Genomic DNA, 21,318 nt, shown 5'->3' with positions numbered 1-21,318 from the left:
CTGCAAACAAGAATATCCGGGCATGGTCATTAATCCTGGCTTTGCTTGTGTCGCCAGGCGCTACTTGCACCGCTGGCATGTTTGCCATGGGCCCAGCTGCCATTGCGGGCATGCGGTTTCACGCCGGCCACACCGCTGGCATTGGGCGAAATCACCTCGACCGAGCCGCCGTCCTTGAGCTTGTCGCCCCCGTCAATCACGACTACTTCGCCTGGCTTGAGGCCGGATTCCACACCGACATTGTCGCCATCGACCGGGCCCAGTTTGATCGGGCGTGCTTCCACGGTTTGATCCTCACCCACCACAAACACAAACGTCCCACTGGTACCGCGCTGAACCGCCGCGCTGGGGATCAGGGTGGCGTCATGCCGGGTTTCTACCAGCAGGCGCGCGTTGACAAACTGATTGGGGAACAGGCTGCCGTTTTCATTGGGGAAGGTGGCTTTGAGTTTGAGGGTGCCGGTGGTGGTATCAATCTGGTTATCCACCGTCAGCAGTTTGCCGCTGGCCAGTTTGATTTGCTGGCCACGATCAAATGCATCAACCGGCAAGGTATTGCCCTTGTTCAGTTGGGCCAGCACCGGACCCAGGCTGGTTTCCGGAATGGTAAACAGCACGGAGATTGGCGTGACCTGATTGATCACCACCAGACCATTGGTATCCGTGGTCGACACCATATTGCCCGGATCAACCTGGCGCAGACCGACGCGACCGGCGGCCGGAGCCAGCACCCTGGTATAGGAGAGTTGCAGCCGGGCGCTATCCACCGCAGCCTGATCGGCCTTGACTGTGCCTTCATCCTGCTTGACCAGCGCACTTTGCTGATCAACCTGTTGTGAGCTGATCGACTCTTGCTTGAGCAAGGTCTGGTAACGCGCCAGATCCTGTTGCGCACCCAACAGCACAGCCTTGTCGCGCACCAGCTGGCCTTCTGCCTGGGCCACGGTCACCGCAAACGGGGCCGGATCAATCTGGGCCAACACCTGCCCTTCTTTCACCATCTGGCCTTCGGAGAAGAACACTTTTTGCAAAAGACCACCCACGCGCACATGCACGGTCACATTGTTGGCAGGGGTAACGGTGCCAAGGCCGGTCAGATAAACATTCAAGTCACCTGCAATCACTTTGCGGGCCTGCACCGGCATGGCTGCACCGCCCCCTTTGCCCATGGCACCGCGCCGGCCCCCCCCTGCTTGTGCAGCAGCACCCGGTTTGGCATGGGTAATGAAATAGCCAGCAGCACCAATCACCACCACACCGGCCAGCAACCAGGGCCAGACACGGTGACGACGCGGGGTGGGGTCATAAGCTACGGGAACGGGCTGGTGTTGATCTGCAGACATGGGAAATCCAGTTTTTATATGCGGTGCGTTTGGTCAAGGCTTGTCGGGCGCCGCCTGCCGCCCCAACCGGGGCAGCAAGCGGGTCAATCTTGTATGGGCTCAGGTTTAACGTCAGCATTTGTGCAGGCGTTTACCCGCCACACCCCTCCGTGCCAAACGTATCAGCCAGCCACGGCGGCAAGTCTGCCGGAAATTGACTTAAGCCAGGGTTAGCCAATGGTAAAAAATGTGTAAAGGCACAACGGGGGCTGCGTTCCATTGTAGAAGCCGCTGCAGCTTGCATTGTTGCCCTGCAGCACCGTTCGGGGCCGGGCAAAGCGACAACTGTACATACGGATGGTTACAGGGCGCAGTCATCGGGTAACTGGCGCGAAACGTTGAATACCCGTGACACACCGGCCTGCAAGGATGCCAACCCATGCTGTTGACCCGCCCCCTGCCCGCTTTGGTTCTGGCCAGCATGCTCTTGAGCCCGTATGCCGGCGCCGCCGACGCCGCCCTGCCGCAATCAGACCTGGACTGGCTGCAGCGGGTGACCTGGGGCGTGGATGCCGCGACCGTCGCCCGTTACCACCAGCTTGGCCGCGCCGGTTTTCTGGATGAACAACTGCACCCGCAAGGCGATGAGCACCTGCCAGCCGCCGTCAAACAGCAAATCGCCGCGCTGGATATCACCCGGCAAAATCCGCTCAATTACGAAGCCCAATATCGTGCGCTGAACGAGCAACAGAAAACCGCCGCCAGCGATGTCGACAAACAGGCGCTGCAAAAAGCCCGTAACGATCTGGGCAACAACAGCATCAATCAGGCCATGCAGCGCCACCTGCTGCGGGCGCTGTATTCGCCCGACCAGTTGCAGGAGCGCATGACCTGGTTCTGGCTGAATCATTTCAGCGTGTTCTCCGGCAAAAACAATCTGCGCACGCTGATTCCGGATTACGAAGAAAGCGCCATCCGCCCGCACGCGCTAGGGCATTTTCGGGATCTGCTGACCGCCACCATGGAAAGCCCGGCCATGCTGGTGTACCTGGATAACGCCCAGAACGCCGCCGGCCACATCAACGAAAACTATGCCCGCGAGATCATGGAACTGCACACCATGGGCGTGAACAGCGGCTATAGCCAGCAAGACGTGCAGGAACTGGCGCGCATCCTCACCGGTCTGGGGGTGAACTTCAACGCCGATAACTCACGGGTGAAACCAGAACTGATGCCGTTCCTGGTGCGGGATGGCGCGTTTGAGTTCAACCCGCAACGCCATGATTTCGGCAACAAGAAATTCCTGGGGCACGACATTGCCGGCAAAGGCTTTGCCGAGATCAACCAGGTGGCCGCCATTCTGGCCAGCCAGCCCGCAACTGCGCGTTTTGTCAGCCGTCACATTGCCACTTACTTTATGGCGCAAACACCGCCCGAAAGCGTAGTCGATGACATGGCCCGCACCTGGCAGCATACCGACGGCGATATGGCCGCCGTCCTCAAAACCCTGTTAACCAGCCGCGAGTTCAACGCTTCTTTGGGCAAGCAGTTCAAAGACCCGATGGCGTATACCCTGAGTGCTCTGCGCCTGGCGTATGACGGCCGCCAGATCATCAACCTGCGCCCGGAAATCAACTGGCTCTACGGCCTGGGTGAGCCCTTGTATGGCCGCCTGACGCCAGATGGCTATCCGCTGACGGCTGAGGCGTGGTCCAGCTCGGGTCAGATGGTCAAACGCTTTGAAATTGCCCGCGCCATTGGTTCAGGTAACGCCGGTTTGTTCGATCAGCCCGATGGCACCAAAGGCACTGGTTTTCCCATGTTGACCAACCGGCTGTACTACCAGGTGTTTGACCCTTACGTGACTGGCAATACGCGCAATGCGCTATCCCAAGCCAACTCGCAGCAAGAATGGAACATGTTGCTGCTGTCTTCTCCGGAGTTCATGTATGACTGACCGGCACAATGAGTTTCAGGCAGAGCGCCGCCGTCTGCTGCAATGGCTGGGCGCGGGGGCAGCAGCCAGCACCTTGACCTGGTCGGGCAAGCTGTTTGCCGCCGCCAGCAATACCGATACCCGGTTTTTGCTGGTGTTTTTGCGCGGTGGTTATGATGCCACCAGCCTCCTCGTGCCGGTTAACAGCGCGGACTATTACAGCGTGCGTCCCAACATTGCCATCAGCAAAACCGACGCGCTGCCACTGAGTAATGACTGGGGCCTGCACCCGGCGCTGAAAGACTCGCTTTTCCCCCTGTGGCAACGTGCCGAAATCGCCTTTGTGCCCTTTGCCGGCACGGACGATCTGACCCGCAGCCATTTCGAAACCCAGGACAGTATTGAACTGGGCCAGCCCACCAGCGGGCATCGCAATTACCAAAGCGGTTTCATGAACCGCCTGGCGCAACAAATCCAGGGCGTCCAGGCGATCTCTTTTACCGGCACGCTGCCCGTCTGCTGCACCGGCCCGATCAACATCCCCAACGTAGCCCTGCAAGACGCCAACCGTGCACCGTTTGACGACCGCCAGAGCAAACTGCTGGCAGCCATGTACGACAATCACCCGCTGGGCGCGCAGGTCAAAGAGGGGCTTAACCTGCGACAAGGCGTCGCCAAAATGCTGCAAGACGAAATGATGGCCGCCAACCGGGGCGCCGTCTCGACCCGTGGTTTTGAAGACCAGGCCCGCCGTATGGGCCGCTTGATGCGGGAACAGTACCGCTTGGGGTTTGTGGACGTCGGCGGCTGGGATACGCACGTCAACCAGGGCAACGCCAACGGTGTGCTGGCGGCCAACCTCAACAGCCTGGGCAAGGGCCTTGCCGCATTTGCGCAGGAATCGGGTGATGCCTGGTCAAAAACCGTGGTGGTGGTCGTCTCTGAATTTGGCCGCACGTTCCGCGAAAACGGCAACAAAGGCACCGACCACGGTCACGGCAGCGTGTATTGGGTGCTGGGTGGCGGTATCCACGGCGGGCAGATTGCTGGCGAGCAACAGGAAGTCTCCATCCCCAAACTGTTCCAGAATCGCGACTGGCCGGTGCTCAATGATTACCGCGCCATGCTGGGCGGAATGTTTACGCATCTGTACGGGTTTACCGGGCAGCAGGTGGAGGCGGTTTTTCCGGGGGTGAAGCCGGTGGAGATGAAGCTGGTCTGATTTGGCTGATGGCTGCGGCAAGCCTGTTTGTGGGGGCCTTGCGGCGCGCGGTTGAGAGGGTGGCGGGGGCTACGGTGCCTCCTAAGCCGTCTGCGCGCAAGCATGGTTTTCTTGCATTTCTTTGCATCGTCATTCCGGCCTTGAGCCGGAATCCAGCTACGACGCATGCATGCTGCTCAGGGCAATTCAAAGCAGTCGCGGTCGTCCACCGCAAGCAGCCCGTTGGGCTGCAGACTGGATTCCTGCTTGCGCAGGAATGACGAAGTGATGGGCTAGAGAAACCATTTTTGCCGGCAGACGGTTTGCAGGGTTGGGGTTGTCTTTGACTTGCCCCCTACAACAAAATCCCCCTCGCCATCGCCGCCGCACTCAACACCATCGGCACCAGCAACATCAGTTGCAGATAACTGATCTGCGACAATTTACGCGCCACGGACAAATTCGGCGTCGCATCTCCCTTGCGTCCGCCCACCCGCCAGCGCAGCAAGGTAATCATGGGGTAGATTTCCAGCAGGAAAATCGCCACCAGACAGGCCATCTTGATGTGAAAAAACGGCTGGTGGCCGTAATAGACCGTGCCTTTTTCAAAGCCACCAAACGCGCGGGTCAGGCCGGTGAGTACCAGCACCAATGCGCTGATGCCCCACAAAGAATCCGCCAGAAACGCCTCGGGCAAATCAATGCGTGCTGGCGGTTTGCCCAGAACGCGGGCGCGGCTGTAAATGGCGGCAAAGGCGAGCCCCACCCCCAGAAGATGAACAACTGCAAGCACCCAGCTTGAAACCATGGTTCACATTCTCCGTTTGAATGCCGTGAATGTTAGACCACTTTGGCCCGGTTCCACCGGCGCCGCTCTTACACGGTGGCGGGTCGCGACAGAAATGCCACAGCGGCATTCACGCTGGTTTCATCCTTCAGTATCTTCAAATGCCCCAATTGCGAACTGGTGCGCAAAGCGGCGCCAGGCCAGCAGGCGACCAGGGCCTCCCCCTGCGCGACGGAAACCTTGTCGTCGTCCAGATCATGTAGCACCAGTAAAGGGGTGTTGAGGCCTGCGGCCAGCGCAACGGGTTCAACTTCATCAAAACCCAGGCAATAACGGGCCTCCATCCGCGTGATCATGCGCTGGATCAGCCCTTGGGAGACACCGGTGCGGGTCCGTACCGCATCCCACAGCGCGCCAAATTGCGTCATGGGCCCGATGAACACCACCCGGGGCACGGATAAGCCGCGTGACAAGGCGTAGGTGGTGCCCGCCGCGCCAAAAGAATGGGCGATCACGCCGTGCACCTGATCCCGCCCGGCGCGCTGGGCCATATCTTCCAGCGCCTCATGGAAATGCGGCAACGCCACCCGGGCGCGGGGCGAGTTGCCGTGGCCGGGGACATCGACCGCCAGCACCCGGTAACCGGCGGCCAGCAAGGGCCCGACCATGCCACTCATGTGTCCTGCATGCCCGCCCCAGCCATGCAGCAACAGCACGGCAGGCGCGGTGGCATCGCCCCACTCGTAACCGGACATCAACTCACCACGGACCCGGCTTTGCCAGCGCCGCGCGCTTGCCAATACGCTGCGCTCATCCGCACGCAAGGCAGTTCGCGGGGGCGTCGTGAACAGATGCTGCAAGACCCCTGCTGCGGCCTGGGGTGCCACGGCGTTCAAGGCAGACAAGCCGGTTTTTACCCATTTCGGCGCGGGCGGCTCATAAGAACGACCGGTCGTGCTTTTTTGGCGATTCGCAAAGGCAACATCAGGCTGGTTCATGATCAGGCTCCGGAGTGTGGAATTGCTGTGTTGATGTGTTTGTAATGCGTTATGACGGGCGCACAGCCAGGGCTTCGGGCTGGCGGTAAGAGCGCAGCAATCGTTTGAATGCTTGCCGGGCGCGCGCTTCGGCTTGCGCCTCGCCCATCAATTTGTGGGCGTGCTGAAACACCATGACAATGCCGACAAACTCAAAGGCGAACTGGCCTGGGTCGCAATCTGGCCGGAACTCGCCCTCGGTAATGGCGGTGGCGGCCACGCGCGCCACCGAGCCGCCGAACTCGCGCCAGCAATTGACCAGCACGTCGCGGATATCGCCCGGCCGGTCATCGTATTCATGCGCCAGCGCCATAAAAATGCAGGACCCCTGACTGGCCTGGCCGCGTATCCAGGCCAGATAACGGTCAAACAATCCGGTCAGCCGCGTCATGCCGCGCGGGAGCGCCACTGCGGGCGCCATGACTTCCGCCACAAAACGCTCGCGCGCCAGTTCCAGCACGGCCAGTTGCAGGGCCTCTTTGGATTTGAAATGCGCAAACAGCCCGCTTTTGGATATCTCCATGCTGGTGGCAAGGCCACCCAGGCTCAGGCCTTCCAGCCCCACCTGCCCGGCCAGCATGAGCGCGTGCTCAATGATGTCTTGTCTTTTCTGTTCGCCTTTTCCCATGCGCTGAAAATTAGCACGATCGGTCGTTTTATACAAACAGCATAAGTTGGCGAGATGCCAGACGGTCATCTGGCCGGTTACGTCACGTTTGCGACAGCGCTGCAACGCCGCTTTGATAGCGCGGGAATCGCTGCCAGAATGCAGTCACAACACGGTGCGAAACCCAACAGCACGATACTGCGAGTACCTCTTTTTATGTCCCCTGCCCGCGTGTTTGCCCTCACGCTGTTTGCCATGGTGGCCTTTGCCGGCAATTCCATCCTGTGCCGGCTGGCATTGAAAACCACCGCAATTGACCCGGCCAGTTTCACCTTGATCCGCATCGCATCAGGGGCGGCAGTGCTGGCGGTGCTGGTGTGTTTGCGAACGCAACGTCCACGCTTCAAAGGCAATCTGACCTCTGCGCTGGCCTTGTTTATCTACGCGGCCGGGTTCTCCTGGGCCTACGTCAATTTGCCAGCCGCCGCGGGTGCGTTGATTCTGTTTGGCGCCGTGCAGATCAGCATGATTGGTTATGGCATGTGGCGTGGCGAACGGCTCACGCCCTGGCAATGGTTGGGTGTCGTGATGGCTGCGGCCGGCGTCATCGGCTTGATGTTGCCCGGCCTGTCCGCCCCGCCACTGTTTTCTTCCCTGCTCATGATTGCCGCAGGAGTGGCCTGGGGTGTGTATTCCCTGCGCGGCCGCGGTGCGGGTGACCCAACCGCGGTCACCGCCGGTAATTTCTTGCGGGCAACACCTGTTGCGTTGGGCTGCTGGATTATCGTTATGCAGCACACGCGGTTTGATATGGCAGGTGTGCTCTATGCGCTGGCCTCTGGTGTGGTCACATCCGGTCTGGGTTACGCTTTGTGGTACCGCGTCTTGCCAGCGCTGGCGGCCACCACTGCGGCCATTGTGCAGTTGTCCGTCCCCGCCATTGCCGCGATCGGGGCGGTGTTGTTTCTGAATGAGCCACTGGGTCTGCGGCTGATTCTGGCGTCAATCGCTATTCTGGGCGGGATTGTGCTGGTGATTTTGAACCGGCGGCGGGGTTAGGCGGCGGGGATTGCAGAGTTCACCGGAATGACGAGGCGGAGTGACAGGGGTGACGCCCGTATTCTTGCGAATATTGCAGCTGGATTCCCGCCTTCGCGGGGGCCCGCCGAGGGGAATACGAGCTGTGTGCCAGTCCAGCAGTGCTGTTGCTGTTGCTGTTGCCGTTGCTTTTGCCGTTGCTTTTGCCGTTGCTTTTGACTTTCTCCCCCGTTAAAGCCAAGCGCCGAAGGAGTGGAGGGAGACCTTAGGCTCCCGACCGACTGAGGGAAGCCCGGAGGGCCGCCAGGCTGGGTCGCCTTTCTTTGGTTACTTTCTTTGGCGAAGCAAAGAAAGTGACGTGCTCCGGCCACCGCCGGTATCAAACGATTTTAAAACTTGCGCCGTCAGGCGCTAACAATAGTTCAGGTTTCAACGACAGCAATGGTGGATTGTCGCTGCCGCTCCGAATCCACCCTACAACTGGATTCCCGCCTCCGGCTCCATCCGGGCTACGGACGCTTTTCTTTGGCGAAGCAAAGAAAGTAACGTGGGCCCGGCACCCCGGGTATCAAATGTCTTTCAAGCCCGCGCCCTCAGGCGCTGACAATGGTTCAGGTTTCAACGACAGCAATGGCGGATTGTCGCTGCCGCTCCGAATCCACCCTACAACCGGATTCCCGCCTCCTGCTCCATCCGGGCTACGGATGCTGTGGCATCTGGTTCACCCGCTGAAACCAGTCAATAAACACCCGCAGTTTGCGCGGCATCCACGCCCGGTTGGGGTAGTACAAAAAGAACCCGTCAAACGGCGCGCACCAATCAGCCAGCACCCGCTCCAGCCGCCCGCTGGCCAGGTCCCCGGCAATCACGTCTTCCGTGATGTGAACAATCCCCAGACCCAGCCGCGCGGCATCCACCATATCGTAAATGTCGTTGTACACCAGCCGCCCTTCCAGACCGATTTCAAACTCACGTCCATCCCGCGTGAACTCCCAGGCGTAGAGTCGGCCACTGGTGATAAAGCGGTAACGCAGGCAGTTGTGGTTAAACAGGTCTTCCGGCACCTGTGGGCGGCCGTGGCGATCCAGATAATCTGGCGTGGCCGCGACGGCGATGCGCCGCTTGCCGCCGATCCGTACCGCGACCATATCCCGTGCCACGCTTTCTCCAAAGCGGATACCGGCATCAGAACCCTCACCGACGATATCGCTCAGGCCCTCATCCAGGCGGAACTCCACGTGCAGATCCGGGTAGGCCTGCATAAACACCGCCAGGTACGGGGCGATGATGATGCGGTACGCCAGACGCGGCAGGTTAATGCGCAAGGTGCCGGCCGGTTGTTCACGCAGGTCTTCCAGATCAATCAGCGCGGCTTCAATCTGCGCCAGCCCGGGCGTCACGCCGGATAAAAGACGCAGGCCGGCTTCCGTGACGCTGACCCGACGCGTGGTGCGGTTAAGCAAATGAATGCCGGTGCGCGCTTCCAGGTTGCGGATGGTCTGCGAGAGCGCCGAGGGCGACACGCCCATTTCATCGGCCGCCTTGCTGAAATTGCCGTGGCGGGCCACCCGTTCAAATGCTAACAAGGCGGGGAGTTGGGCCGGATCTATTTTTAAGTTTTGCTTCATGGTCCATCAATCCAGAAAGTATTTTTCTTCACAATAAAGCAGACCAGAATGGGTTCCGTCAACAAGCGACCACCCCGGTTGTCTGGCCGGGATTACTGAGGAGATTCATCATGAGTAACGCCACTTACCATCTGCTGGGTCGTTCTGGTTTGCGGGTTAGCCCGTTCTCTCTGGGCACCATGACGTTTGGCACTGAATGGGGCTGGGGCACGGAACGTGATGTCGCCAAGAGCCTGTTTGATGTTTACCTGGAGCACGGCGGCAATTTCATTGATACCGCAGATCTGTACACCGCCGGTACCAGCGAGATCTGGACTGGCGAATTCATTGCCGAACGCGGGGTGCGCGATCGCGTCGTGCTGGCGACCAAATACAGCTACAACGCCGAGCCGGGTAACCCCAACGCCGGTGGCAATCATCGCAAGAATCTGATGCGGGCGCTGGAGGGTTCGCTCAAGCGCCTGAACACGGATTACATTGATCTGTATTACCTGCACACCTGGGATCGGGTCACGCCGGCAGAAGAAGTCATGCGCACCATGGATGATGCCGTGCGCGCCGGCAAAATCCGTTATGTGGGTTTGTCTGACACACCGGCCTGGTATGCCGCCAAAGCACAAACGCTGGCGCAATGGCGCGGTTATGAACCGGTCGCCGCCCTGCAATTGGAGTACTCCATGATCGAACGCAATGCCGAACTGGAGTTCTCTGATCTGGCCGTAGAAACCGGCATGGGTCTGGTGGCCTGGAGCCCGCTCGCCATGGGGTTGTTGAGCGGCAAGTACAAGCCCAGCCAGGGCGGCCAGTTTGGCGACGGCCGTTTGCAGACCACCTCTGCCGGTGGCCAGGCGGCACCGGGCTTTGACAAGCTCACCGCCCGTAATTTTGAGATCGTGGCGGAACTGGAACGCGTGGCCCAGGACATCGAGCGGCCGATGGCGCAAGTGGCGCTCAACTGGTTGTACCACCGCAAGGGTATGAGCAGCGTCATTGTGGGTGCGACCAAACCGGAACAACTGCAGCAGACCATGCGCTCGCTGGAATTCGCCATTCCGGATGCACAACTGGCACGGCTTGACGCCATCAGCGCACCTGCCCGCCCCTTCCCGTATTACATGTTTGCGGACAATCACCAGCACCGCATTCACGGCAACGTACCCGTAAACAGTCAGCCCGCAGCCTATGCGCCGGTGACCGCCGTGCCGGTCGCAAAAGCGTGAACGCGCTGCGACAAAAAAAGCCCGGCAAATGCCGGGCTTTTTAATCCGCTTATCCGTTCAGGAAACGCCTCCCGCTTTTTTCAGCAGACCGGCAAAACGCTGCAGATCGGCCCCGTTCAGATCAGACACCGCCCACATATTCATGCCTTCTTGCTGCCAGCCCAGAATCTGATAGCCCTGACGCGTTTGCAGCGCCTCACCGACCGGTTTGCCCGCCGCCGGCCAGGCGTAGACCTCAATCACATGCAACCGGTAACGGTAGTTGAGCACAGCCACCGGCCGTTGTTGCAGGTAATCCAGCCGGCCCCCGGCCAGCGGAAAGCCATCCGCCACCAGGTCATGCACAGGTGGCGAGAAATCCAGTTTGCCGGCAAACCACGGTTTGACCGTGTGCTGGTCGGTACTGATTACGTCAGACAAATGATCCACCTGCAGCGCCCGAATATGCCCGGCCAGCAGGTCCTGGCTGAGCAGATCAGAGGAAGGCTGCAACAGTGGGAGCACGGCGAACATCAGCGCAGCACCGGCCAGCACGCCGCCCAGGCCGGTCAGAGACGGCCAGAACCAGCCGCGCACCGGGGCGCTCTGGCGTACCGGCCGGGCCGGAGCGGCCGGTGCAGTTGGCCCCAGGCTGGCAGAGAGTTGCGCCGCCAGCACGGGCGGCAATGGGGTCATGGCATCGCGCTGCACCCAGGTACCCAATGCCAGCATGGCCGTATAGGCCTCGCGGCATTCAGCGCAGTCATTCAGATGCGCCCGCAGGGTATCGGCCTCTGCGGCGGGAAGTTCGTCATCAATCAGCGCGGACAAACGCGTCTGGATATCATCATGGTTCATCGCGTTGTTCCTGGTTGGGCCGCGCCCAGCAATTGGGCCAGCTGGCTGCGGGCGCGAGAGAGGCGCGACATCACCGTGCCGGCCGGCAAACCCGTCAGCGTGGCAATTTCTTCATACGTGCACTCCGCCAGTTCGCGCAGCACGATCATCTCCCGATACGCCACTGGCAGTTGCCGCAAAGCTTGCTCCAGCACGCGCCGGGCGTCGGCACGGGCGGCCAGGATTTCCGGATTGAAGCGCCAGTCCACCGCATCGGGGCCGGCTTCGTCCAGCGGTTCGGTCTCTGGTTTTACGGCCACGCTGTCATAGAACGCGTTGCGCACAATGGCCAGCAACCACGCGCGGGCATCCTCGGCGTTGCCGGAAAAACCATCGAAATAACGCCATGCGCGTAACCAGGCCTCCTGCACCACTTCCTGGGCCTGCACATCATTGCGTGCCAGCCAGCGCGCCAGTTGCCAGGCACGGTTCAGATGAGGCAAAGCCAGTTGCTCAAAGCGGGTCTTTTTGTCGGGTGGCATGGGGGCGTTCATGCTGTGTTAACTGCCGGGCGGACAGTTTTATTTCACCTGATGCGGAATATTTTTTCCGCACCGCTGGTTTGTACACACAAGGGCAGCAAGCGCCCCACACGTGTTCAACATAGCAAAGGTGAAAAACATGGAAAACGCAATCAACCGGCGCAGTTTTCTTAAACTGGCCGGATTGGGAAGTGTGGTACTGGTCACCGGCTGCACCGGCATGGGCAAAGGGGGCCAGGACGCCAACAGTGATTTTTACTTTGTGCAGTTGTCTGACACGCACTGGGGGTTCAAGGGCCCGGCCGTCAACCCGGACAACACCGGCACGCTGCCCAAAGCCATCGCCGCCGTTAACGCGCTCAACCCACCGCCGGATTTTGTGGTGTTCACCGGCGACCTCACCCACATCAGTGAAGACCCGGCCATGCGCCGCCAGCGCATGCAGGAATTCAAACAACTGGCGGCACAAATCACCGTCCCGGTCGTGCATTACATGCCAGGCGAGCACGATGCCTCGCTGGATAACGGTGCGGTGTTCCAGGCATTTTTTGGCGCCACGCACTACACCTTTGATCACAAAGGCGTGCATTTCATCGTGCTGGATAATGTGAGCGACCCGCATGCCAAAGTGGGCGACGCCCAACTGCAATGGCTGGCGGCGGACCTGGCCAAACAGCCGCATGATGCCCGCATCATTGTCTTCACCCACCGCCCGTTATTTGATCTTTACCCGCGCTGGGATTGGGCCACGACAGATGGCGATCAGGTGCTGGCCCTCCTGCAGCCTTATGACAACGTGACCGTGTTCTACGGCCATATCCACCAGGAACATCATCATCTGACCGGCCACATTGCCCATCACGCTGGCCAGGGCCTGATGTTTGCCCTGCCCGCTCCGGGATCACAACCGCAACGCATGCCCGTGCCATGGAATGCCGCAGCGCCCTATCACGGGTTGGGTTTTCGGGAAGTGACCGAACCCGCCAGCGCCGTCATGCCGGTATTGCATGAACTGCCGGTACAGGGGGCCTGATCATGACGACACGACGCCAGTTTTTGCGTGGAAGCATGGCGGCTTTGTCTGCGGGCGCGCTGACCACGCTGGTCGCTGCCGCCGAGCCCAAAGTGGTGCGCATTAGCGCCAAACGCTTTGTCTATACGCCCGCTACCGTCGCCATTCCCGCGAATCAGCCGGTAGTGCTGGAGGTGACAGTGAGTGATGTCGTGATGGGGTTTTCCTTGCCGGACCTGAAATTGCGAACTGATCTGGTGCCAGGGCAGACGGCCCGGCTGACCCTGCCGGCTTTACCGCCGGGGGAAGTGGTGTTTTTGTGTGATGTGTTTTGTGGGAGTGGACATGAGGATATGAGTGGGGTGTTGAAAGTGGGGTAAGTGCGATTGGATGCAAACCGTCTGAGCTCGGGGTGCTTGCCCTGGTACTTCGTCATTCGCCTCGGCGGCCCCCCGCTGAGGCTGGAATCCAGCCGGCCACCAGCGGCGGCCTTTGGTGGCAAGAACCACTTTGTAGCCCGGATGGAGCCGGAGGCGGGAATCCGGGGTGCGGACCAGCTTCATCTTGTTGCGGGTGTTAGCGCCTTCGGTGCGGGTCTTTTTAAAGCGTGGGATACCCGCAGTGGCCGGAGCATGTCACTTTCTTTGGGGGTAAATAACCAAAGAAAGGCGACCCCAGCCTGCCCCTTGGTGGGTATCCCCACAAAGACACTGGCGCACCAAATGGCAGTTGCAGCGGGGTGGCGGCCCTCCGGGCTGCCCTCAGTCGGTCGGGAGCCCAAGGTCTCCCTCCACGCCCTCGGCGCTGGGCTTTAATGGGGGAAAGAAAGTCAAAAACAACAACTGCAACTACGAAACACCAGGACAACGGCAACCGCTACCTCAACACGCATCCCACTGACTCGTCATTCCGGCCTTGAGCCGGAATCCAGCTGCGATGCATCCATGCTGCTTGGGACAATTCAAGACGGTCGTGGTCATCCACCGCAGGCAGCCCGTTGGGCTGCGGACTGGATTCCCGCCTCCGCGGGAATGACGAAGTGGTAGGCAAGGTGAACCATTCTTACGGACAGATGGTTTGCGGGGTTGGGATGGCTTTTGGCTTTTGGCTTTTTTGGCTTTGGTTTTTGGTTTTTGGTTTTTGATGTGGCCGTTGTTTTTGACCTACCTCCCCTCCGGCAGTGCCGAGCATCGCAGCAAGGCGCGGGGTTTCGGCGGAGGGGTGTTTGAGGGCGTAGCCCGAGTTCCCGTAGCCAGCCGCGCCTTGCGAGAAGCGCAGGGAACCCCGAAGGGGCGCTGTCGCAGGGGTCACCTTTTCTTTGGTTACTTTCTTTTGGCGACCCAAAAGAAAGGCACTTGCTGTCGGGCAACCCCCGACATGTAAAACACCGCGCCGCAAGGCGCTAACAGATGTTCAGGTTTTACGTCAGCCACGGTGGATTGTCGCTACGCTACGCTCCGAATCCACCCTACTCGTACCCCAGCCCCGCAGCAGCGCGCTGGTTAAAGCGCCGTAGTATCCCCGCCCAATGCCTTATACAACGTCATCAAATTCACCAACTGGTTATACCGGTTCTCATCCAGATTGATCTTCGCGGTCCGCCGGGTTTCTTGCTGATCCAGCCAGTCTTTCACGCCTGTCTGCCCGGCCCGGTAGCGGGTTTCTGCCAGTTGCTCGGCCTTGAGCGCTGCGTCATACGCAATCTGCCGCTGCTCGCCTTCTGCCTTGTATTGCGTCCGGGCGGAGAGCGCGTTTTCCACATCCGACAGCGCGGAGTACAACGTCTGGCGGAAGTTGATCACGGCCTCTTCGTATTGGGTTTGCGAGACCTTGATCGTCAGTTGCGTGGTGTTCCATTGAATGAACGGCAAGGTCAGGCCCGCGCCCAGCGTACCAATGGGATTCTTGAGTACATCGACTAGCGTGGTGGTGGATGTTCCCACGCTGCCGGTCAGGCTGAACGTGGGGTAAAAGCTGGCCCTGGTCGCATCCACGTTCGCCAGGCTCTCCCGCAAACGGGCCTCAGCAGCGCGCAGGTCCGGTCGACGACCGAGCACATCGGCCGGCACGCCAGCAGGCACTTCCGGCAGCGGGCCAATGGGCAGCGCGTCGCGCTCCGTTTCACGGTTTTCCGGGGCCTGGTTAAACAGGATAGCCAGTGCGTTACGCGCTTCTTCGCGCTGTTGCAGCAAGCTGGTCAGTGCGGCTTTCTGGCTGGCCAGGTTCTGTACGGATTGCGCTTCATCCAGACCAGAGGATTGCCCGGCGTTGTGCTGCACACGCACCAGATCCAGCGTGCGCTGGGCGTAGTCGATACTTTGCTGCGCGGAGAGCACGCGCTGGTTCAGGTAACCAATCTGCCAGTACAACTGCGCTGTCGTGCCAATCAGGGCGAGCGCGGTGTTCTGGCGGTCCAGTTCCGTGGCTTTGGCTTCCCAGCCAGAGACATCACGCAGGGCCGACAGATGCCCCCACAGGTCAACCTCATAGCTCAGCGATACCGTAGCGCCCATCGTGCGGGTGCTCGGGCCACCGCGTTGCAGGTCTTTGGACGCGCTGCCATTCACGCCCGCCGTCACCGTCGGCGTGAGGTTGGTATCGGCCAGTCCGGCTTGCAATTGCGCGGCGCGCACTTTGAGTGTCGCGGCGGCCAGATCGTTATTGGTCCGCAATGCCTTATCAATCAACGCATTGAGTTGCGGGTCATTAAAGCTGTGCCACCACGGGTCTTGCGCCGCAACGCTGCTGCCGGTGGTCACCGGGCCCACCCACTGGGCGGGGACGGTGGTGGGCGGCGTGGTGTAATCGCTGCGCAAGACGCTGCCGCAACCGGCCAGGCCCAGCGCCAGCAAGAGCGCGGATAACGTAGTCAGGGGTTTCATGGTGCTCATCATTCGCGCGCCAGGGCTTCAATCGGGTCCAGCCGCGCCGCGTTACGGGCGGGCATGAAACCAAAGATCACGCCAATCAAAGTGGAACACACGCAGGCCGCCACAATGGAGCCCACGGAAAATTTCATCGCCATGGCGGACACAAACAGGCTGAACACAAAGCCAATGCCAAAGCTGAGCAGCACGCCAATCACGCCGCCCATCAAACACACCAGCACGGCTTCAATCAAAAACTGTTGCAGGATGTCATGCTGACGCGCGCCCACGGCCATGCGAATACCGATTTCATGCGTGCGCTCAGTGACCGACACCAGCATGATATTCATGACGCCGATCCCGCCCACCACAAGGGAAATCACCGCAATGGCAGAGATCAGCAAGGTGAGCGTGCCGGTGGTTTTTTCTACCGTTTTCAGAATGCTGTCGGACGAATTGGTAAAGAAGTCCTGAGTGCCATGCCGCAAGGTCAGTACCTTGGTCAGGCTTTGTTCGGCCAGATCATTGGGCAAGCCATCCCGCACACGCACAGTGATGCTGTTGAAGTACTGCTGCCCCAGCAAACGCCCCATGGCCGTGGTGTAGGGGATGAACACCTGCAGGCTGGAATTGCTGCCAAACGCGCTTTCTTTTTTCTCTGCCACGGCCACTACCGTGCACGGTAGCGTGCCCACCAGGATCACCTTGCCGACCGGGTTTTCCCAGGTTTTGAAGAGCTTGGCGCGGGTGTTGTCGTCAATCACCACGGTTTGTGCCTGACGCGTCACTTCCGCCGCGCCAAAGGCCTGGCCGCTGGCCATTTTCATGTCCCGCACACGAAAATACTGCTCACCCACACCGCTGACCGACGCGCTGGCTGTCACATTGCCAAAGCGCAGCGTTTCACTGCCCGAGACCGAGGGCGTCACGCTGTCGATAAAGAACTGGGATTGCAGCACGGCCAGATCGCTCTGACTGAGGGTTTTGATCGAACTGGCTTTGTCATCGCCCCAGCCTTTGCCAGGGAATACGTCGATGGTGTTGGTGCCGATTGAACTGATGTCGTCGATCACCTTTTGCCGCGCGCCCTGCCCCAGCGCCACCACCGACACCACCGAGGTAATGCCGATGATGATGCCCAGCATGGTCAAGAGCGTGCGCATGCGGTGCGTCATCATGGCAATCCACGCCATTTTGAACGCCTCGCCAAAGCGGCCCCAGTTGGCGTGCAACAGGTTTTGTTTGTGAGCCAGCGGTTTATCCAGCGTTTCACGCGGCAGGCTGTGCTGGTCATGCACGTTGGGGCGATCCGCAATCACCTCACCGTCCCGCAGTTCAATGATGCGTTCGGCGTTATTGGCCACAGTCATGTCATGCGTGACCAGAATGACGGTATGCCCGCGCTGGTGTAGCTCCCGCAGGATATTCATGACTTCTTCGCCGCTGCGACTATCGAGCGCGCCGGTCGGTTCATCGGCCAGAATCACATCGCCACCATTCATGAGCGCGCGGGCGATACTGACCCGTTGCTGCTGGCCGCCGGACAACTGGCTGGGCCGGTGCAAGGTGCGGTCTGCCAGCCCCAGCCGGGCCAGCAGGCCCCGGGCGCGTTCACGACGTTGGGTTTTGTCGGTGCCGGCATACACCGCCGGGATTTCGACGTTTTCTTCTGCCGACAGATGCGGCAACAAGTGATAGCGCTGGAAGATAAACCCGAAATACTCGCGCCGTAGTGTCGCCAGTTCGTCGGTTTGCAGTTCGCGGGTTTCGCGCCCGGCCACCTGATAGCTACCGCTGGAAGGCCGGTCGAGGCAGCCCAGAATATTCATCAACGTGGATTTACCCGAGCCAGACTGCCCGACAATCGCCACCATTTCACCGGCGTTGATCGTCAGGTTGATGTCTTTGAGCACGGTAACTTCTTCTTCCCCGGCCGGGAAGCGCCGCTCCAGATGCGTCAATTGCAGGAGCGGACGACCTTGTGTCGTGCTCATGTCAGTGCCCCGGGCCACCAGGGCCGCGATGGTCATCGCTGGCGGCCTTGAGGGTCGTGGTATCGCCCACGATCACCTTCTCGCCCTCGTTGAGGCCGCTGATGACCTCAACGTTCACATTGTTGTTCAGGCCGGCCTTGATCTGGCGTGTTTCCGGCAGGTCATTCTTGCCCAGCACGCGCACTTCGTAGCTACCGTCCGCGGCCTTGCGGCCCAGGGCGGTGACCGGGATCGCCAGCACGTGTTTGGCCTCGCCCTGCACAATCGACACCTGCGCCGTCATATTGGTCTTGAGCACATGCCCCGGGTTGGCGACGTCAAACAGGCCGTTGTAATACACCGCGCTGGTGGTGGTTGTACTGGTGGTCGTGGTGCTTTCTGAACTGATGGATTCTGGCGCAGGTTCAATCGCCCGCAGCTTGCTTTCAAACTTTTTGTCTGGCGCGCCCAGAATGGTGAAGTACACCGGTTGGCCGGGCTTGACGCGTACGACATCGGCCTCTGACACCTGCGACTTGATGGTCATGGTATCCAGATTGGCCATGATCAGAATGGTCGGTGCGCTTTGTGCGGACACCACGGTCTGACCTTCTTGCGTCACGATGGAGATGATCTCGCCATCCATGGGCGCGGTAATGCGCGTGTAGCCCAGGTTGGCTTTGGCGGTATCCACATCCACCGCCGATTGCTTGATCTGCGCATCCAGTGCGGCCAGATCGGCTTTGGTGGAATCCACTTGCGCCTGCGCGCTTTCCAGATCAGCGCGCGCGCTGGCGTCCGTGGCGATCATGGTTTGCTGACGTTGCAGCGCCAGTTCATATTGCTTGAGCAGCGCCTGTTTGGAGGCCTTTTGCGCAATCACGTTACTGAGCCCGGCCTCAGCCTTGCGCAGGTCGTTCTCTTGCAAAACCGGGTCGATTTCGGCCAGCCACTGGCCTTTGGTCACGCGCTCGCCCAGCACGACCTTGAGCGACTTCAACTGACCGTTGACCTGTGCACCCACACTCACCTGCTTGATCGGCTTGATGGTGCCGCTGGCCAGCACGCTGTCTTCCAGATCCATGCGGCTCACGGGGGTGGTCAGAAATTGCGGTTTGGCCGGCTTGAACAGCACACGGCTCAGGGCAAACAGGGCGACAAGCACAAGCAGCCCGATCACGACGATGCGGGTCGTTTTTCTGGATAGTTTCATGTTCTTTTTGGGTGGCTCAAGGCCAGTCGGTTGACTGCGGCATGATACCTGCACGCCGGCTGGCGTGGCGGTGATGGCGCGAGGTGAAATGTACCGCTACCGCGTTGATACAAATGAAACAGCACCACGCCTGGCTGCGACACAGCGCAAGCGCAGAGGTTCAGCGGGTCAGCACCGCTTGCAGTTGCGTCAGGTCTTTGCGCACCCAGTTCTGGTCACGCTGCCAGATGTCATCCGCCATGCCAGGTTGCCGGAACAGCGTGAGCAGCACCTCGGCACTATCGGCATTGGCGATGACCCGCATGGGCACATGCACCGGCGCCTGGCCCGGCGGGATAACAGTGTGGTCCAGCACGCCGTAATCGTTGCGTGGCGAGAAATCCACCGGCAACTCGCCCGACGGACTTTGCGCGTACCAGATGCCGTTGACCTGGCGAATACCGCTGGCCAGGCCAGTGGCCCATTGCGGCCAGTTTTCAGGGTCGGCCAGGAAGGCATAGACCTCAATCGCCGGGCGGTTGATGCTGACAGAGAAGGTGAGCGCGGGAAGCATGGAGTGGGCCTTGAAGGGCTTAATTGGTACGCAAATTCAGCCACTTGCGCACAGAAGGCCGTTCCCACTGCGCAGCAGCGTAACGGCGCAGTTTTTCCGGAATCTCATCACCGTTGCGCGCCAGACGATTGAGCATCAGCGCGAGATCAGTATCGGCAATGCACCAGTGTTCAAACAGGCTGGTGGCCCCATCCGGGATCAGTTTGTCGGCCACATCAAACAACTTCTCGACAGCGTCGGTGGCTTCAAAAGACAGCGGTGTGGGGTTGGGCTGGATGAATACCACTTCGGTGGAACGCTCGTACCGCAGCGGCAACAGGTCGCTGCGCAGCCAGGCTTGCACCTGGCGGGCGCGGGCACGCTCCAGCGGGTGGACTGGCAACAGCGGCGCAAAATCCGGTGCGGCGAAGGTGTCGTCCAGAAATTCGATGATGGCGGTGGATTCAGACAGCGTGAACTCGCCAGCCTGCAACATGGGTACGCGGGCGGTGAGCGAACTGGCCCGGTAGGTAGGCGCGTAGTGCGCGCCTTTATCCAGGTCTACGCTGACCAGCGAAAACGGCAGCCCTTTTTCATGCAGACCCACAAACACGCTCATGGCGTAGGGGCTGAGAAATGCGGCATCGGTATAGAGCGTGATGGCAGCGTCGGTCATGATCCGGCCTCAAGGTTGCAAAACGGCAGCAGCGCGCTGGTAGTACAGATCGACCCCATCCTCGCGCAGTTTGGCAAAACCGTGGCGTTCGTAAAAACGCGCAGCGTCACTTTCAATCAGCACTTCAAGGTGCACCGGCAAACCGGCGCTATCCGCCTGAGCGAGGATGGATTGCAGCACGGCCGACCCCAGGCCCTGCCCGCTCATGGCCGGTAACAGATACAGATTTTGCAGATAAAACGCCTTGTCCTGGCGGATCAGGCAATAAAACCCGGCCCGCGTGTCATTCACGCTGATCAGCCAGGTGAAGGCCGGTTGAAATTGATCCCTGAAGCGCTGGCGCGCGCGGGCGTCGTCAAAGCGCCCCAGCCGTGCCAGGCTGGGCTGCATGGCCTGCACGCGAATCTCGCACAGGTCCTCCAGATCAGCCGGGCTGACCGGCAGACACACAAAGGCGGCCTGGGCGCTCACGACGTGGTTACTCCAGCCAGCCGTGCCAGACATCAACCAGCGCATCGGCCGTGGCAGTGGCGACATCGGCACGAGCCTTGAACCAGGCCACAAACGCGTCACGGTCTTCCTCGCCCAGCGAGCCGCGAGCAGCCTTGCAGACAAAGGCCGAGGTTTCTGTCAGCGGCAGATGACCGCCCAGACCACCGAGCATCCAGCCACGCTGGTCGGCGTAATCCAGTGTGTCGTTGATGAATGCGGTCATGGCGGCATCATCCAGCGGGGCCTTGAACGTCACGTGGATATCAAAGCCCAGTTCCTGATATTCCGCCACATGCAGCTTTTTGCGCTGGCGCGGGTTGAGTTTGCTGATACGGCGGCGTGATACGGCGTCAAGTGCGGACACGGGCAAAACCTCAAGGCAATTAAACGACAAAACAGAACAATAGCAGTGTGGCAGC

At 60.2% G+C, this 21,318-nt stretch carries 20 protein-coding genes; 6 read left to right on the top strand and 14 right to left on the bottom strand.

The features are described from left to right. Window positions 1-29: 29 nt before the first annotated feature. Window positions 30-1,343, bottom strand: a complete 1,314-nt coding sequence (locus HNQ50_RS20315; protein ID WP_184103061.1) for an MdtA/MuxA family multidrug efflux RND transporter periplasmic adaptor subunit — start codon at window positions 1,341-1,343, stop codon at window positions 30-32. A 418-nt stretch (window positions 1,344-1,761) separates the two neighbouring features. On the opposite strand from HNQ50_RS20315, the gene HNQ50_RS20310 reads away from it, so the two are divergent. Both HNQ50_RS20310 and HNQ50_RS20305 read left to right on the top strand, forming a co-directional pair. After that, on the top strand, window positions 1,762-3,279 hold the full coding sequence (locus HNQ50_RS20310; RefSeq protein ID WP_184103060.1) for a DUF1800 domain-containing protein: 1,518 nt from the start codon (window positions 1,762-1,764) through the stop codon (window positions 3,277-3,279). Next, window positions 3,272-4,480 carry a DUF1501 domain-containing protein gene (locus tag HNQ50_RS20305; protein WP_184103059.1) on the top strand — a complete coding sequence of 403 codons (1,209 nt, stop codon included), beginning with the start codon at window positions 3,272-3,274 and terminating at the stop codon, window positions 4,478-4,480. Before HNQ50_RS20310 ends, HNQ50_RS20305 begins: the two co-directional genes overlap by 8 nt. Before the next feature lie 334 nt (window positions 4,481-4,814). Here HNQ50_RS20305 and HNQ50_RS20300 read toward each other — a convergent pair whose 3' ends face one another. The 3 genes from HNQ50_RS20300 to HNQ50_RS20290 form a co-directional block, all read right to left on the bottom strand. After that, window positions 4,815-5,267 (bottom strand): DUF2214 family protein, encoded by a 453-nt coding sequence (locus HNQ50_RS20300; RefSeq protein ID WP_184103058.1) that lies wholly within the window; start codon window positions 5,265-5,267, stop codon window positions 4,815-4,817. Window positions 5,268-5,335: 68 nt separating this feature from the next. Continuing rightward, window positions 5,336-6,244, bottom strand: coding sequence for an alpha/beta hydrolase (locus HNQ50_RS20295; RefSeq protein WP_184103057.1), 909 nt, complete (start codon window positions 6,242-6,244; stop codon window positions 5,336-5,338). 49 nt (window positions 6,245-6,293) lie between these two features. Further along, complete coding sequence (locus tag HNQ50_RS20290; protein WP_184103056.1) at window positions 6,294-6,911, bottom strand: TetR/AcrR family transcriptional regulator; 618 nt, start codon at window positions 6,909-6,911, stop codon at window positions 6,294-6,296. A 195-nt stretch (window positions 6,912-7,106) separates the two neighbouring features. On the opposite strand from HNQ50_RS20290, the gene HNQ50_RS20285 reads away from it, so the two are divergent. Continuing rightward, window positions 7,107-7,949: a DMT family transporter gene (locus HNQ50_RS20285; protein WP_184103055.1), complete on the top strand. Its 843-nt coding sequence runs from the start codon at window positions 7,107-7,109 to the stop codon at window positions 7,947-7,949. Window positions 7,950-8,626: 677 nt separating this feature from the next. Here the strand turns inward: HNQ50_RS20285 and HNQ50_RS20280 are convergent. Continuing rightward, window positions 8,627-9,556: a LysR family transcriptional regulator gene (locus HNQ50_RS20280; protein WP_184103054.1), complete on the bottom strand. Its 930-nt coding sequence runs from the start codon at window positions 9,554-9,556 to the stop codon at window positions 8,627-8,629. 110 nt (window positions 9,557-9,666) lie between these two features. Between HNQ50_RS20280 and HNQ50_RS20275 the strand changes: the two genes are divergently transcribed. After that, the gene (locus tag HNQ50_RS20275) at window positions 9,667-10,776 is read left to right on the top strand and encodes an aldo/keto reductase (RefSeq protein ID WP_184103053.1); all 1,110 of its coding nucleotides are present in this window, start codon (window positions 9,667-9,669) and stop codon (window positions 10,774-10,776) included. Window positions 10,777-10,833: 57 nt separating this feature from the next. Here the strand turns inward: HNQ50_RS20275 and HNQ50_RS20270 are convergent, their stop codons facing one another. Continuing rightward, entirely contained in the window at window positions 10,834-11,613 is a 780-nt protein-coding gene (locus HNQ50_RS20270) for an anti-sigma factor family protein (RefSeq protein ID WP_184103052.1), read from the bottom strand. After that, on the bottom strand, window positions 11,610-12,134 hold the full coding sequence (locus HNQ50_RS20265; protein ID WP_184103051.1) for a sigma-70 family RNA polymerase sigma factor: 525 nt from the start codon (window positions 12,132-12,134) through the stop codon (window positions 11,610-11,612). Before HNQ50_RS20265 ends, HNQ50_RS20270 begins: the two co-directional genes overlap by 4 nt. A gap of 139 nt (window positions 12,135-12,273) precedes the next feature. Between HNQ50_RS20265 and HNQ50_RS20260 the strand changes: the two genes are divergently transcribed. Both HNQ50_RS20260 and HNQ50_RS20255 read left to right on the top strand, forming a co-directional pair. After that, window positions 12,274-13,167: a metallophosphoesterase family protein gene (locus HNQ50_RS20260; RefSeq protein WP_184103050.1), complete on the top strand. Its 894-nt coding sequence runs from the start codon at window positions 12,274-12,276 to the stop codon at window positions 13,165-13,167. 2 nt (window positions 13,168-13,169) lie between these two features. Beyond that, window positions 13,170-13,526 carry a cupredoxin domain-containing protein gene (locus HNQ50_RS20255; protein ID WP_184103049.1) on the top strand — a complete coding sequence of 119 codons (357 nt, stop codon included), beginning with the start codon at window positions 13,170-13,172 and terminating at the stop codon, window positions 13,524-13,526. 1,122 nt (window positions 13,527-14,648) lie between these two features. Here the strand turns inward: HNQ50_RS20255 and HNQ50_RS20250 are convergent. The 7 genes from HNQ50_RS20250 to HNQ50_RS20220 all read right to left on the bottom strand — a co-directional run bounded on the left by HNQ50_RS20250 (window position 14,649) and on the right by HNQ50_RS20220 (window position 21,263). Further along, complete coding sequence (locus tag HNQ50_RS20250; RefSeq protein WP_221303291.1) at window positions 14,649-16,028, bottom strand: efflux transporter outer membrane subunit; 1,380 nt, start codon at window positions 16,026-16,028, stop codon at window positions 14,649-14,651. An 8-nt stretch (window positions 16,029-16,036) separates the two neighbouring features. Continuing rightward, window positions 16,037-18,007 carry a macrolide ABC transporter ATP-binding protein/permease MacB gene (gene macB, locus HNQ50_RS20245; RefSeq protein WP_184103048.1) on the bottom strand — a complete coding sequence of 657 codons (1,971 nt, stop codon included), beginning with the start codon at window positions 18,005-18,007 and terminating at the stop codon, window positions 16,037-16,039. A gap of 1 nt (window position 18,008) precedes the next feature. Then, complete coding sequence (gene macA / locus HNQ50_RS20240) at window positions 18,009-19,199, bottom strand: macrolide transporter subunit MacA (protein WP_184103047.1); 1,191 nt, start codon at window positions 19,197-19,199, stop codon at window positions 18,009-18,011. A 160-nt stretch (window positions 19,200-19,359) separates the two neighbouring features. Continuing rightward, window positions 19,360-19,752 carry an SRPBCC family protein gene (locus HNQ50_RS20235; RefSeq protein WP_184103046.1) on the bottom strand — a complete coding sequence of 131 codons (393 nt, stop codon included), beginning with the start codon at window positions 19,750-19,752 and terminating at the stop codon, window positions 19,360-19,362. Window positions 19,753-19,771: 19 nt separating this feature from the next. Continuing rightward, on the bottom strand, window positions 19,772-20,407 hold the full coding sequence (yfcF, locus tag HNQ50_RS20230; protein WP_184103045.1) for a glutathione transferase: 636 nt from the start codon (window positions 20,405-20,407) through the stop codon (window positions 19,772-19,774). Between the two features lie 9 nt (window positions 20,408-20,416). Beyond that, on the bottom strand, window positions 20,417-20,878 hold the full coding sequence (locus HNQ50_RS20225; RefSeq protein ID WP_221303290.1) for a GNAT family N-acetyltransferase: 462 nt from the start codon (window positions 20,876-20,878) through the stop codon (window positions 20,417-20,419). Between the two features lie 7 nt (window positions 20,879-20,885). Further along, window positions 20,886-21,263 (bottom strand): 50S ribosome-binding protein YggL, encoded by a 378-nt coding sequence (locus tag HNQ50_RS20220; RefSeq protein WP_184103044.1) that lies wholly within the window; start codon window positions 21,261-21,263, stop codon window positions 20,886-20,888. Window positions 21,264-21,318 lie beyond the last annotated feature (55 nt).

The sequence above is a fragment of the Silvimonas terrae genome, assembly GCF_014202765.1.
GTDB lineage: Bacteria > Pseudomonadota > Gammaproteobacteria > Burkholderiales > Chitinibacteraceae > Silvimonas > Silvimonas terrae.
The sequence above is the reverse complement of the archived record's forward strand: the minus strand, read 5'-3'. Positions and strand labels throughout refer to the sequence as shown.

Coding starts and splice junctions, on each gene's coding strand:
- HNQ50_RS20315 (WP_184103061.1), bottom strand. CDS start 1,343: ATGTCTGCAGATCAACACCAGCCCGTTCCCGTAGCTTATGACCCCACC.
- HNQ50_RS20310 (WP_184103060.1), top strand. CDS start 1,762: ATGCTGTTGACCCGCCCCCTGCCCGCTTTGGTTCTGGCCAGCATGCTC.
- HNQ50_RS20305 (WP_184103059.1), top strand. CDS start 3,272: ATGACTGACCGGCACAATGAGTTTCAGGCAGAGCGCCGCCGTCTGCTG.
- HNQ50_RS20300 (WP_184103058.1), bottom strand. CDS start 5,267: ATGGTTTCAAGCTGGGTGCTTGCAGTTGTTCATCTTCTGGGGGTGGGG.
- HNQ50_RS20295 (WP_184103057.1), bottom strand. CDS start 6,244: ATGAACCAGCCTGATGTTGCCTTTGCGAATCGCCAAAAAAGCACGACC.
- HNQ50_RS20290 (WP_184103056.1), bottom strand. CDS start 6,911: ATGGGAAAAGGCGAACAGAAAAGACAAGACATCATTGAGCACGCGCTC.
- HNQ50_RS20285 (WP_184103055.1), top strand. CDS start 7,107: ATGTCCCCTGCCCGCGTGTTTGCCCTCACGCTGTTTGCCATGGTGGCC.
- HNQ50_RS20280 (WP_184103054.1), bottom strand. CDS start 9,556: ATGAAGCAAAACTTAAAAATAGATCCGGCCCAACTCCCCGCCTTGTTA.
- HNQ50_RS20275 (WP_184103053.1), top strand. CDS start 9,667: ATGAGTAACGCCACTTACCATCTGCTGGGTCGTTCTGGTTTGCGGGTT.
- HNQ50_RS20270 (WP_184103052.1), bottom strand. CDS start 11,613: ATGAACCATGATGATATCCAGACGCGTTTGTCCGCGCTGATTGATGAC.
- HNQ50_RS20265 (WP_184103051.1), bottom strand. CDS start 12,134: ATGCCACCCGACAAAAAGACCCGCTTTGAGCAACTGGCTTTGCCTCAT.
- HNQ50_RS20260 (WP_184103050.1), top strand. CDS start 12,274: ATGGAAAACGCAATCAACCGGCGCAGTTTTCTTAAACTGGCCGGATTG.
- HNQ50_RS20255 (WP_184103049.1), top strand. CDS start 13,170: ATGACGACACGACGCCAGTTTTTGCGTGGAAGCATGGCGGCTTTGTCT.
- HNQ50_RS20250 (WP_221303291.1), bottom strand. CDS start 16,028: ATGAAACCCCTGACTACGTTATCCGCGCTCTTGCTGGCGCTGGGCCTG.
- macB (WP_184103048.1), bottom strand. CDS start 18,007: ATGAGCACGACACAAGGTCGTCCGCTCCTGCAATTGACGCATCTGGAG.
- macA (WP_184103047.1), bottom strand. CDS start 19,199: ATGAAACTATCCAGAAAAACGACCCGCATCGTCGTGATCGGGCTGCTT.
- HNQ50_RS20235 (WP_184103046.1), bottom strand. CDS start 19,752: ATGCTTCCCGCGCTCACCTTCTCTGTCAGCATCAACCGCCCGGCGATT.
- yfcF (WP_184103045.1), bottom strand. CDS start 20,407: ATGACCGACGCTGCCATCACGCTCTATACCGATGCCGCATTTCTCAGC.